The organism is Azospirillum sp. TSH64 (genome assembly GCF_003116035.1).
Classification (GTDB): Bacteria; Pseudomonadota; Alphaproteobacteria; order Azospirillales; family Azospirillaceae; genus Azospirillum.
In genome coordinates, this window is record NZ_LGQW01000015.1 from 2,387,669 (window position 1) to 2,400,463 (window position 12,795).

Consider the following 12,795-nt stretch of genomic DNA (forward strand, 5'->3'; position numbering starts at 1 on the left):
CGGATCTCGGCCTCGCACTCGTCATACTGCAAATTGACGAAGGTCAGGCCGGGCAGGGCGAACAGCGGTCCCCAATGCTCCAGCATCACGTAGGCGGCCGTGCGCTCAGACGTCATCATCTGGCTGCGCCAGCCGATGCCGACCCTCAAGCCAGTCCCCAGCGCTGCCAGCCGCTCCCGCCACTGTTCCACCAGCGTCGGGTCCGGCACCAGCCAGGGCGTCTGCCCGTCGAAACCGGACAGGCTGGCGCGCAGATGACACGGCAGGTCGCCCGCCGGGATATGGGCATCGACGTCCGGCGGCTGGATGGTTTCACCGCCGGCGGCATCGACCGATTCCGCCCTGACCGTCGCCTGGGGGAAGGAGCGCGCGAACAAAGGCACCAGCCGGCGGTCGCATTCGATCACCACATGCCCGGCCCGTCCGATCAGCGACGGGTAGCAGGAAGCGAACATGATCTCATCGCCGACCCCCTGTTCCCGCCAGACGAGCAGGCGGCGCCCGGCGGGATTTTCCCCCTGCCACAGCGGGGCGGCGATCCGCCGGTTCACATAGCCCTTCGCCCAGAACCGCCGACGGTAGCCGTCCCAGCCGCCGGGCAGATCGCCGCGGGAAAGCCGCAGCATGCCGCGGTTGAGATGCGCAGTGTTGAGCGACGGATTGACCGACAGGGCAAGGTCCATCCAGGGTTCGGCCGCGGTATCGTCCTGATGGCATTGCCAGAGCATCATGCCGAGGTTGCCGGCCGCCTCCGCATGCCTCCCGTCGATCTCCAGTGCACCTCGGTGAGCGGCCTCCGCCTCGCCGATGCGCCCGAGCCTTTGCAGGACCAAACCGTAACCGGTCAGCGCGGCAGGGTTGCCGGCGTTGATCGCCAGGGCTCGCCGGTACATCCGCCCCGCCTGGGAAAGGTCGTCGCGGTCGAGCAGCAGGCCGCCGAGATTGACAAAGGTTTCCACGCTGCGCGGGTCGGCCACTGCCGCGCTGTGATAAATACGTTCGGCATGGTGGAGTTCGCGCCGCAAAATATGGATGCCGGCAAGATTGACCAGAGCCTTTCCATAATCGGGACGGAGCCGCAGGGCTCGCCGATACCAGCGCGCCGGCCTTTCGGAATCGGCTTCCAGGTCGTAGCGGCTTTCCAGCGACGTACCATGGTTGTTCACCACCATGGCATCACCGGGACTGAGCGCCACCGCCCGGCGGAGCACCAGGGTCGCCGGGCCCATCTCTCCCAGTTCGAGCAAGGCCACGCCCAGATTGTTGCAGGCCCCCTGCATCGCCGGTTCGCGGTCCAGCGCCAGACGGAACTGCACCACCGCGTCCCTCAGGCACCGCGTGCCCTGAAGGGCGGTGCCGTAGCTGAAGTGCAGCTGCGCATTGCCGGGATGTGCCGCAACCGCCGCAGCCAGGATGCCGCGGGCCGCCTCGTGGTCGCCACGGCTGTTCAGCAGGGCGCCCAGTTCCAGCGACAGTTCCTTATCGCCCGGCACGTCCTGCAGCGCGCGGCGCAGACAGGCCTCCGCATCGGGATGGCCCAAGTTCCGCAAACAGACCGCCAGGTGCCGCCATGCGGCGGAATGGGAAGGGTCGGCCTGCACCACCGCATAGAAGGCATTGGCCGCCGGAGAAATCTGGCCCAATTCCCGTTGCAGCACGCCGTAATTGAAGCGTGCCGTCAGGTTGTCCGGCCCCATGGTCAGCGCACGGGCATAGGCCTCCGCCGCCTCATCCCGCCGGCCGAGGCGCTGAAGCACGGTGGCGCGGTTGTTGTAGGCCTCGACATAGCGGTCGTTCTGCCGGATTGCGACGACATAGGCGGCCAGCGCCTCCTCCAGCATGCCGAGATCGGCCAGGACATTGCCGAGGCTGTTGTAGGCCGTGGCGAAGCCGGGCTGCACCGCCAGCGCGGCCCCCAGATTGGCCAGAGCCTCCGCGGTGCGGCCGGTCTGGTGGGCGATGATCGCCGACAGGTGCAGTGCGTCGGCATGCGCCGGATCATCGGTCAGGATGCGGCGGTAATGCGCCAGCGCCTCGGCAAGGCGGCCGGCGCGATGCAGCGGCAATGCGGCGTCGAGCAACTCGGCGACGGTCACGGCGTCCGATCGGTGGTCGGTGGGTCTTCATCGTCGCCGGCGGCACTGTCGGCCAGACCGCCATCCAGCGATCCGCCATCCGCCGTTTTGAACAGCTTGCGGCAGAGCTTGAGCGCCCGATAATAATTGCGGCTTTCGACAAGACGCGTGATCTCGTCCAACGTCTTGGAAGCGTCCGGCCGCGCCTCGCGGGTTTCATCCAAGATCGAAGCGAAGCGTTGAAGATTCAGCGTCGAATCTTCCGGGAAGATGTAGACGAGCTGAATGACGAAATAGAGCTTCTTCTCGATGCAATCGATCTGCTCTTCCTTCAGAACCTCGCGCCCGCGCAGGAAGTTGGCGGTGTTGTAGAGGAAGAACGAACCCGGACGGTCGCCGGCACCGATGACGGCACCGTTGATGATGACCTTCTCGTTGGGACGAAGCACGAACTTGAGTGGCATGAGTGGGGAACCCGGGGCTTGTAGGCCGTTGCCGTCCGGCCTTTGCCGGACCGGTCCGGCCCAAAAAAGAAACGGGCGGCGGCCTGATGCCGCCGCCCGCCGGGCGTGATCCTACCCGAACTTGCCGTCGGAACTCTACGCCTTAGAACAGACGCAGGATCGACTGCTGCGACTGGTTGGCGAGCGAGAGGGCGATGGTGCCCAGCTGCTGGCGGGTCTGCAGCATCAGCAGGCTGGCGCCTTCCTCGTTCTGGTCGGCCAGCGTCAGCTTGCTGGCGCCTTCCGTCAGCACGTCGCTGAACTCCTTGGTGAAGTTCTCGCGGGTCGTGATGATGTTCAGGTTGGTCGACAGGTTCTGCGAGGCCGAACGGATCGTCGCCTTCGCGTTGTCGAGGCCGGCCACCGCCTTGTCGATGTCCGCGCGGTCCGTCCAGCCGTTCTGCGCTTCGTCGAGTTTCAGACCCTGACCGCTGGTGGTCAGGTTGACCGCGTTCACCGTGATCGCGTTCGTGTTCGTCTCGTTCAGCTGGACGGTGATGTCGTTCTTGGAGTTGGCGTCGGAAATCTGCTTGGTGACGATGTTGGCCGAGCAGTTGGCCGAAGCCGCCTTCTTGATCGTCTTCGCATCGATGTCCATGTGCACCGTGCCGCTGTCGAAGGCGAATGCCTGATCGCCCCCTGTCAGCTTGCCGTCGCCCTTGTCGTTCATGGCGTCACGGGTGACCTGGGCACCGTTGGAGTTGGTGACCTGGATTTGCAGGTCGACCTTCTTCTCGATGGTCGAGATGCCGTTGCCCTGGTTGTTGGCCGCTTCCAGCAGGCGGCGGTCGACCGTGAAGGACACGATGGTGCCCGACGCGAAGCTTTCCGAAATCTTCTTGGTCAGCGCGTTGGTGGCGCTGGAGGTCAGCGTGAAGTCGGTCACCGCGCCGGCCGTGGCGTTGCCGGTGAGGGTGATCGTGCCGGTTGCGGTGACGGTTGCGGAGGCGACGTCCTTGCCGACCAGGCGGCCGGAACCGGTCAGGGCCGTGCTGATCGAGGCCCGCAGCTGGGTGGCCACCTGGGCCGAAGCGTTCTGGCCGACGGCGACGTCGCCCTTGGTGGCGGTGTAGCTGAAGGACTGGCCTTCCACCGTGATGGTGAAGATGTCGCCTTCTTCGATGGTCCCACCGATATTCACCGTCGACACCTGGGCCGAACCGGTCTTGGCGGCCGTCGTCAGGGCGGTCGAGGTGGTCTGGGTGTTGTCGAAGTAGGAGATCGTGCGGCTCTCGGTGCCGTCCGACACGATGAAGTCGCGGGAACGGCCGTTGGCGCCGCGCACCTCGATCTGGACGTCGGAGAAGCTGCCCGACGAGCCAGACATCGTGCCCGACAGCTTCAGGCCGGTGAAGCCGTGCGCATTTTCCGCGCTGGAGATGTCGGCGGTCTTGCCTTCGATCGAGCCGTCGCCCTTGACGCGGATCGAGTAGGTGTCGGCCGATTGCACGTTGGTGACGCGGGCGTTGTCGACGCCGGTCATGCTGTTCACGGCGGCACGGGACGCACTGGTGCTTTCCATGCTCATGCCGTTGCCGGCGATCAGGTTCTTACCGCCGTAACCGCTGTCGGCGGCGAGCTTGTCGATCTGGCCGCGCAGGGTGTTGAACTGGGCGGCCAGCGACTTGCGGGTGGCGACGGAGGCGGCATCGTTGCCGAGCGCCGCATAGGCGGCGGTGGTCAGGCCCTTGGCTTGGTCGACCATGGAATCGATCGAGGTCAGGCCCTTGTCGGCGGCCTGGATGGTGCTGATCGACTGGCCCATCGCGTCCTTCAGCGACGTCAGGTCGCCGGCGCGCTGGTTCAGACCCTTGGCCGAGAAGAAGGCGGTCGGGCCGTCGAGGGCGGTGTTGACCTTGTTGCCCGTCGACAGGATGTTCTGTTTCTTGTTGATCTGCTCCTGCGTGCTTTGCAGCTGCAGGAGGTTGGTCCGCATGGAAGAAGACAGGGTAACGTTGCCGGCCATGGTAGCCACTCCTTTGGAGGATCAATGTCCGGAAGCGCACTGCTTTCGAGGCGCTTGAACCGGAAGGGGACTAATTCCCCCGCCAAAGGGGTAGGCAAAAAGCGGGCCAGTTCAAATTTGCCGGGTTTCCTTGGCAATCCGTGCCGGTGGGCAGGAAGCGACCCGGCAAATTTTGCCTAGCTTCCGGCAAATTCTGCCGGTCAGGCGGCAGGGCTTGCCGGGGCGGCAGATTCTGCCGGGCATTTCCTGCCGGGCAGGACAACCGTTTCGCACACCGCCAGCGGCCCGGCGACGAGCGCAGCACTGCCCCAGGACCAGCCGACGCCGAAGCCGGACAGCAGGAGCCGGCGAGGGCCGGCGGTCAGGCTGTCGGCCAGCGAAGCGGCAAGGGCCAGGGGAATGGAGGCGGAACTGGTGTTGCCGACCTCGCGCAGGGCGACGACGGTGCGGTCGGCGGCAACGCCAAGTTTCTGGCCCAGATGGCGGATCATCTGGGCGTTGGCCTGATGCAGCACGAGGTGGTCGACCATGTCCGTGGTCCAGCCGGCATCGTCGAGCGCGGCACGCACGCTTCCCGGCACTTCGCGCAAGGTGAAGGCGAAGACCTGGGTCCCGTCCATGAACAGGCGTGCCGGCCGGTCCGGATGGCGCATCGCCCCGCCGTCGGCCGCCAGATAGGGTGCGCCGGCCCCATCGCTGCCCAGGTCGAAGGAGATCGGGTCCGCCCTGTCGTCAAGCTCCAGCGCCACCGCGGCTGCCCCATCGCCGAACAGCGGAGCGACCGCCCGGTCCTCCGGGTCGATCAGCCGCGAGGTGGTGTCGCCGACCAGCAGCAGCGCCCGCCGCCCGCCCGGCTTCAGCATCCCGCCGGCGACCCACAGCCCATAGACGAAGCCGGAGCATCCATGGGTGATGTCGAGCACCGCCGCGCCCTTGCGCAGCCCGAGCCGCCGGTGCAGCAGCGACGCTGTGCCGGGCAGCGTCTGGTCGTGGGTCTGGGTCACCAGAACCAGCAGGTCGATGCTGCCGGGCTCCCATCCCAACCCGTCGAGCAGGCGGCGGGCGGCGGCCTCGGCAAGGTCGCTGGTGCATTGGCCGGGGGCAACGATCCGCCGCTCCTCGATCCCGGTGGCGGCGGCGACCTTGCGGGCCCCATCCTCGCCGAACCGGCGGGCGAGATCCGCAACCGTCTCACGCCCCTCCGGCACGCAGCCGACGATGCCGCGTACGCATACCCCGTCGATCCGGCTGGCGACCATCTCCGCCTCCCCCGTTTTCCTGCAGCGTCACATGCGGCCTCAGCAGGTGATGCCGCCGTCCACTGTAAGGGTTTGACCCGTGATGAAGCCACCGCCGTCGCCCAGCAGGAAACGGACCAGCGGCACCACGTCCGCCGCAGTGCCCAGCCGGCCCAGCGGCGTGCGGCGCACGATCTGGTCGCGCTGCCCGTCGGACAGGCTGCCCGACATCTCGGTGTCGAGATAGCCCGGCGCGACCGAATTGACGGTGATCGCCCGCCGCCCGACCTCCCGTGCCAGCGCCCGGGTCAGCCCGTCCAGCCCGGCCTTAGACGCCGAATAGGCGGCCAGACCGACATAGCCGCGCTGTCCGATGATGGAGGAGATGTTGACGATGCGACCACCCTGTGCGCCCGCCCCGCGGGCCGCCAGCTTGGCGCGCAGAAAGGCGCGGGCCGCCTGGAGCGCCCCGGTGAGGTTGGTCTGGATCACCGCCTCGGCATCGACCTCCGGAAAGGTCGCCAGCACGCCTTCGCGGGCGATGCCGGCATTGTTGACCAGCCCCCACAGCGGCGAATTGCCGCCCCAGGCGACAGCGGCGTCGAAGAAGGCGCGGACCTCCGCCCCATCGCCGATCCGGCAGGGGTGCCAGAACAGGTCGGGGCCGGCCAGCCGCTCCAGCGCCTCCGACGGGGCGCGGCTGCAGGTGGAGACCCGGCAGCCGTCGGCCAGCAACGCCTCAACCAACGCAAGGCCGAGGCCGCGGCTGCCACCGGTGACGATGATGTGCCGCTTGGTCCGGGAGCCATCCTCCACGGTCGGATGGGCAGCGGTCATTGTGGTCCCTTTCGGCTCTTCTTGCCCGCCGCGCTCAGCGGGATATGGTCGGCGAAGGTCAGGGCGCGCGGGCGGGCCGCGGGGGGCAGATCGGCGGCAGCGGCGCGCAGGCCGGCGCGCAACGTCGCCTCGTCCAAGCCCGGTGCCGCCACGATGGTGGCGGTCAGCAGATGGCCGGTGATCGGACTCGGCACGGCAACGACCATGGCATCGGCCACCCCGTCGACCGCGAGCAGGCGGCGTTCCACCGCTTCGGCGGAGACCTTCACACCACCGACATTGACCAGCCCGTCGAGACGGCCGGCGAACAGCACACGGTCGCCTTGGCGTTCCACCAGATCGCCGGTGGACAGCCAGCCCTCGCAGTCGGCCGTTCCGGAGGCGGCGCGCGGGCTGCGCACCTCCAGCACGCCGTCGACGATGCGGAGCGCCAACCCGTCGGGCGCATCGTCCAGCCATGCGGCGGGAAAGCCGGCGCGGCCGTCGGCGACGGCGAACAACGCACCGGCCTCGGTCGACGCGTAGATATGGCGCAGCCGGGCATCGGGGAACCGCGCCGCCAGCCGGTCGAGCAGCGGCTGGTCGGCGGCCTCGCCCCCCAGCGTCACCGCCGCCAGTGGCAGTTCCGCATCGCCGAGCGCCATCAGGAAGGCCCGCCAGAAGCTGGGCGTGCCGCTGACATGGGTCACGGCATGGCGGCGCGCGGCTTGCGCCAGGGCGGCGACCGTGCCGCCACTGCCACCGGGCACTGCGACCAGCAGAGCCCGGGCGGCGGCGGCGGTCAGCATCACCTGAAGACCGGCAAAGGCGCCGGGATCGTAGGTCAGCAGCCAGCGCGCCCCCCCCTCCGTCGCGCCGCGCAGCCGGCCGCGCAAACGGGCGAAGTCATGGCGCAGGCGCTTGGGCGTGCCGGTGGTGCCGGAACTCTCCAGCGTGACGGTGAAGCCCGGCCCCGGCTGCCAACCCTCCGGATCCGCTGCGCCACGGGCCAGCAGAACGCCCTGCCCCGCCGCTTCGGCCGCCGCCAGAGCGGCCAGCACGCGCGACGGCCGGTCGGCCTGCACGACGCCGCCCGCCGGAACCGGGAGTTCGGCGAGATCCGCCCAGACGAAGCTGTCCTCCCCTTCGATCAGGCGGAAGGCGGGGTGGAGCCAGTCGGGGCGGCGGCCGGTCATGCCGGGACGGTGTAGAGCGCCGCCAGTTCGCCGACGGTGGTGAATTGGCGGAAGCCCTCGCGGAAGGGATCCTGGCCGGTCCGCTGTTCCAGCACCACCAGCAGCGTCGCGAGGTCGAGGGAATCGATGGGCAGATCGCCGTCGAGGAAACGGCTGTCCGCCGTCAGGGGCGGCAGCGCCTCCCCCTTGTCGGCGGCGATGCGGCCGAGTTCCTCGGCGATCAGGGCGAAGATGCTGTCGGTCATGGTCGGTTCAACTCAACGGATCGGACGGCCCGGATCGACCGTCGTCGCAGCCGTCCAGAAAGCTGCGGATGGCGGCGGTCACCGGGCTGGCGGCCTCGATATGCGGCAGGTGGCCGGCCTTGTCGAACACCCGGTAGGGTGCGCCCGGCGGCAGCCAGTCGGCCGGCGGCATCGGGATGATGCGGTCCTCGCGGCCCCACAGCACCTGGATCGGCATCGGATAGGCGCTCCAGTCCACTGGCGCTCCACCGCCGGCATGGGCGGCGAAGGACGTCGCGACGATGCGCTCGAATCCGGCGCGGCGGACCGGGTCGGCGCCCTGCGCATTCAGCACCTCGCCGAAGCGGGGAATCAGCGGCGAGGGGCCGGCGAACAGCCGTTCGGCACAGGCACGTCCTTCCGCCACGTCGGCGGGAGCCATGGCCCGACGCAGGAAGTCCAGATCGAAAGCCGTGCCCAGGCCGGCGCTGGACAGCAGGGTCAGGCTCGCCACGCGGTCGGGCGCCAGCCTCGCCAGCTCGCGCGCGACATAGCCGCCCATCGAATGGCCGACCACATGCACGCGCGGCAATTCCAGCCCGTCGAGGAATTCGAGCAGCCACGGCGCGAAGTCGGAAACCAGGCCGCTGCCGACATCGGGCGTCGATCCGCCATGGCCCGGCAGGTCGACTGCGATGGCACGCCGCCGCGACGACAGGGCCGACAGGTTGAACTGCCAGGTCAGGCGGTCGCCGGCAAAGCCATGCAGAAGCAGCACGGGCACGCCGCCGCTGCCCACCGAAAGATAAGCGGCTGGGCCGCCTGCGACGGTGGCGACACCGGCGCGCAGGCGGCTTCCTTCCGATACAGGACCGGCCGAAACGGGGCGGGCTGAGACAGGCCGGGGAATGGGCACCGCTCAGGCCGTGACCGGCGCACCCGCCAGGGCCAGCAGATCGCCCACCGTCTTGGCCTTGGTTAGCTTCTCGCCTTCGACCACGACGCCGGTCTTCTCGTCCACCAGCGCGATGAAGCTGATGACCGCCAGCGAATCCCAGGCCTCCAGCGATTCCAGGGACTCGTCGCCGGTCAGCGTGCCGGGATCCAGTTCGAGCATCTCGTCAAGAGCGAGCAGGAATTCGTTGCGATCCATCAGTTTTTCTCCTTGGTCGAACCGAGACCGGGTCAGTGCAGCGACTTTTGCCGGACCGAGCGGTTGATGTCCACCCAATCGGGGTGGTCACGAAGAGCTTTGCAACAATCCTGCCAGCCGAAGACGGGGTTGGCCGGCAGGAGCGCCTCCAGCAGGCGGCGCACCAACTCGTAGTCGGCGGGTTCGTCCACGCACCAGCGCTGACCTTCCAGATCGCTGTCCAGCGGCAGGTCGGGCACCAGCGCCGTCCCCAGCCGGAACCGGTCGGGGCGGCGGTAGAGGTAGGGGGTGACATGCTCCCGCTCCACCGGGTCGGTGGCGTTCGCCGCTGCCTCGTCCAGCAGACGGCGCGGAAAGATCTCGGCGTCCAGGCCGCGCGGATAGCGCGTGCTGTCGATCGACAGATAGTCCAGCGGCTGGCCGTCCTGGAAGGCGGCGATCAGGCGGCCGACCAGCGCCGGGTCGATCAGCGGACAGTCGGCGGTGACGCGCACGACCAGATCGGCTTCGGCCGATGCGGCGGCACCGGCGAAGCGGCCCAGCACATCCTGCTCGTCGCCGCGGAAGACGGTGACGCCAAGTCCCTGCGCACACTCCACCACCGGGTCGTCGGCGGCATTCACCGTCGTCGCCAGCACCACCGCATCCAGGCCGGGAGTGCGGGACAGCCGCTCCAGATGATGGGCCAGCAGCGGGCGGCCGGCGGCCGGCATCAGCACCTTGCCCGGCAGCCGGGTCGAGGTCATGCGCGCCTGCGAGATGGCGACGGTCCTCTGCTTGCTCGGGGTCTTAGCCATGCGGCCCCTCCGCTGGAGGTGCCAGCATGTCCCAGCCCAGCGGCTCTCCCCGGTGCAGGCGGCGGACGGCGCGGCGGCCCAGCACGTCGGGCAGATGCCTGGGCGCCATCCCGAAGCCGGGGCGGATGGAGCGGACATTGGTGGCGGTCAGCGGCTCCCCCGCCTCGACGTCGGCAACGACATAGAGGGAACGGCGATAGTCGCGACCGCCGGCCTCGCTGGGCTTCACCCCGTAATCGACGCGGCCCATGGCGGCGGTCGCCGTGCGCACGGCGTCGGCCATCGCCCTGAATTCCGCCGGCTCCAGCGAAAAGGCGCTGTCGACACCGCCGTCGGCGCGCGACAGGGTGAAGTGCTTCTCGATCACCGTCGCACCCATGACCGCGGCGGCGACCGGCACGGCGATGCCCTGGCTGTGGTCGGACAGGCCGGCGGTGACGCCGCCGAAAGCCTCGGCCAGGTGAGCGATGGTCCGGAGGTTGCAATCCTCCGGAGGGGTGGGATAGCCGCTGACGCAGTGCAGCAGGGCGAGCGGGACATCGCCCGCTGCGGCCACCGCCTCCTCGATCTCGCCCAGCGTTGCAAGGCCGGTGGAGATGATCAGCGGCTTGCCGGACCGTGCGGCGCGGCGGATCAGGGGAAGGTCGATCACCTCGAAGGAGGCGATCTTGAAGGCCGGGGCGTCGAGATCCTCCAGCAGTTCGATGGCGGTTTCGTCGAAGGGAGAGCTGAAGATGGTCAGCCCGAGCGACCGCGCCCGCTCGAACAGGGGCGCATGCCAATCCCACGGGGTGTGCGCCTCGCGGTAGAGGTCGTGCAGGGTGCGTCCGTCCCAGAGCCCGCCCTCCAGCCGGAAGCCGGGACCGTCATGGGCGATGGTGATGGTGTCGGCGGTGTAGGTCTGCAGCTTGACCGCGTCGGCCCCCGCCTCCTTCGCCGCGTCCACCAGCGCCAGGGCACGGCCGAGGTCGCCATTGTGGTTCCCCGACATCTCCGCGATCAGGTAGGGCGGATGACCCTGCCCAATCGGGCGCCCCGCGATGGACATCGGCGGTCGGCTGGGGAGACGGCCGTTGGCATGGCCTGGAGCGGCATTCGACACGGGCAGGTATTCCAATCGGATCGGTCTGACGGACCCAGTCTTTCACGAAATCATGAAGGAAGGTTAATTTCCGGTGGCCGGTCCGCCGCGCAGCAGGGCCCGCGCCTCCTCGCCATAGGCGAGCAGCCGTTCGACACAGCGGGTGCGGTCGCCGATCTCGACGAAGCGCGCCTTGGCCGCAAGCCTGGCCTCGGCGAGGGCCTCGGCATCGGTGGCGAGCGCCACGGCACGCGCCAGATAGGCGTCGCGGTCGGGCACGCAGAACGCCGGGCCGGCATTGCTGGCGACGTCGCCCGAGCCATAGCTGATCACCGGCACCCCCTCCGCCAGGGCATAGGAGGCGCCGCCGCCGCCGCCCTGGCGCGGCGGATTGAGGAAGACATGGCAGCGGGCATAGAAGGCGCGGATGTCGGGGACATGGCCGAGGCAGCGCATGCGGTCCCGATTGCGCAAGGCGGCAAGGCGGCCCGGCAGTTCCTTCACTTCGCCGGCGAAGACCAGAGCGCCGTCCGGGCAGCGCTCCAGGATCTCGTCGAACAGCTCCAGAGTGTCCTCCCCCACCTCCAGGTCCAGGCGGGTGCCGACCACCGCGAAGAGGACGGTGTCGTCGGGGAAGCCGGTTTCGACGCGCTTGCCGTCGGACGGCGGCGGCGTGAAACCGAAGGTGAAGGGGCGGAAGCGGCGGGCGAACGGCGCGCGGTAGAGGGCCGGGATGGAGCGGGTATGGTCGTTCTCCTCGTACCCCAGCACGATGTGGGCGAGCGAGACGGTGATGCTGGAGGTCGTGGGAATGGCGACGACCGGCCGGGCATCGGCCTCCGCGAACAGGTCGGCGACGATGTTGGATCCGCCGAAGGCGACGATGAGATCCGGATCGTAGCCGTCGATGGCGTCCACGATGACGCGCAGCTTGTCCTGGCTGAAGGCCGGTTCGGTGAAGGAGGCGACCTTCACCTGCCGGCCGAACATCTTCAACGCGTAGACGCCTTCCAGATCGGCCGCGACCTCCGCCACCATCGGCGGGATGAAGACATTCTCGACCCTGGCGGGCATGCCGTTGACGTTGATGATGGCGACGTCCAGCCCGAAATCGTCCTGCATGCGGGCGGCGAAATCGAAACAATCGCGGGTCGGCTGGTGTCCCTGGTTGGTGAACTGGTTGGTGACCACCGCGACGCGGCGGATCGGCCCGTCGCAAAAGGCCGCCCGCGCCGGTGTCAACCCCCAGCGCCGCGCGATCTGCCTGACCATCGCCGTGTAATAGCGAAACAGGTCGCAGGCGACGAAGGTCGCCATCTTCTCGCCGCTGGCGGTTCCCAGGAACAGCTGCCGCGAGATGCACCAGTGGGTGTAGTGCAGCGCCGCCGGATCGGCGCTGTCGCCGCCAAGGATCAGGTAATGAAGGATGCGCTCCAGATGATAGAGATCGCCGGTCAGATGGAACAGCACGGAACGCAGCCGGATCGTGTCGTTCACCGGCGTGTCGCGCTCAAGCCGTTCGGCAAGCTCCATCCGGCCGTCGAACTCCATGGTCCGGCGGATCTCGTCGCAAAGCGCGGTGAAGCGGTTGAGCTTGCCGGCGTCGATTTGCCGGTCGGTGAGAAAGACCGTCAGAGCTGCGGCGGCCGCGGTCACGCGGTCGGATGGAACCGTTCCCGGCATCGTCTTGACCCTTCCACTCCAGGCAGCCTTCCCGTGTGTACCGCCGCCGCAGCAGGCCGTGCA

General features: G+C 68.6%; 12 protein-coding genes. All 12 read right to left on the minus strand.

Going from position 1 to position 12,795, the window contains the following annotated elements; all coding sequences use genetic code 11:
• Positions 1-2,096, minus strand: a 2,096-nt coding sequence (locus TSH64_RS12340) for a tetratricopeptide repeat protein (protein WP_146208118.1), incomplete at its 3' end; no start/stop codon positions are given.
• On the minus strand, positions 2,093-2,539 hold the full coding sequence (locus TSH64_RS12345) for a flagellar biosynthesis repressor FlbT (RefSeq protein WP_109445351.1): 447 nt from the start codon (positions 2,537-2,539) through the stop codon (positions 2,093-2,095). The genes TSH64_RS12345 and TSH64_RS12340, both read right to left, overlap by 4 nt.
• A 142-nt stretch (positions 2,540-2,681) precedes the next feature.
• Positions 2,682-4,544 (minus strand): flagellin, encoded by a 1,863-nt coding sequence (locus tag TSH64_RS12350; protein WP_109445352.1) that lies wholly within the window; start codon positions 4,542-4,544, stop codon positions 2,682-2,684.
• 200 nt (positions 4,545-4,744) lie between these two features.
• A complete protein-coding gene (locus TSH64_RS12355; protein WP_109445353.1) occupies positions 4,745-5,803 on the minus strand; it encodes a ketoacyl-ACP synthase III in 1,059 nt (352 codons plus the stop codon).
• Between the two features lie 39 nt (positions 5,804-5,842).
• Positions 5,843-6,619, minus strand: coding sequence for an SDR family oxidoreductase (locus tag TSH64_RS12360; protein WP_109445354.1), 777 nt, complete (start codon positions 6,617-6,619; stop codon positions 5,843-5,845).
• Positions 6,616-7,794, minus strand: a complete 1,179-nt coding sequence (locus TSH64_RS12365; protein ID WP_109445355.1) for a class I adenylate-forming enzyme family protein — start codon at positions 7,792-7,794, stop codon at positions 6,616-6,618. Before TSH64_RS12365 ends, TSH64_RS12360 begins: the two co-directional genes overlap by 4 nt.
• Complete coding sequence (locus TSH64_RS12370; protein WP_109445356.1) at positions 7,791-8,039, minus strand: acyl carrier protein; 249 nt, start codon at positions 8,037-8,039, stop codon at positions 7,791-7,793. The genes TSH64_RS12365 and TSH64_RS12370 overlap by 4 nt, the downstream gene beginning before the upstream one ends.
• Positions 8,040-8,046: 7 nt before the next feature.
• Positions 8,047-8,802, minus strand: coding sequence for an alpha/beta fold hydrolase (locus TSH64_RS12375; RefSeq protein ID WP_247872904.1), 756 nt, complete (start codon positions 8,800-8,802; stop codon positions 8,047-8,049).
• Positions 8,803-8,937: 135 nt separating this feature from the next.
• Positions 8,938-9,171: an acyl carrier protein gene (locus TSH64_RS12380; protein ID WP_109445357.1), complete on the minus strand. Its 234-nt coding sequence runs from the start codon at positions 9,169-9,171 to the stop codon at positions 8,938-8,940.
• 32 nt (positions 9,172-9,203) lie between these two features.
• On the minus strand, positions 9,204-9,968 hold the full coding sequence (locus TSH64_RS12385) for a glycosyltransferase family protein (RefSeq protein WP_109445358.1): 765 nt from the start codon (positions 9,966-9,968) through the stop codon (positions 9,204-9,206).
• A complete protein-coding gene (pseI, locus tag TSH64_RS12390; RefSeq protein WP_109445359.1) occupies positions 9,961-11,016 on the minus strand; it encodes a pseudaminic acid synthase in 1,056 nt (351 codons plus the stop codon). Before pseI ends, TSH64_RS12385 begins: the two co-directional genes overlap by 8 nt.
• A 117-nt stretch (positions 11,017-11,133) precedes the next feature.
• Positions 11,134-12,732 (minus strand): glycosyltransferase, encoded by a 1,599-nt coding sequence (locus TSH64_RS12395; RefSeq protein ID WP_247872905.1) that lies wholly within the window; start codon positions 12,730-12,732, stop codon positions 11,134-11,136.
• Positions 12,733-12,795 lie beyond the last annotated feature (63 nt).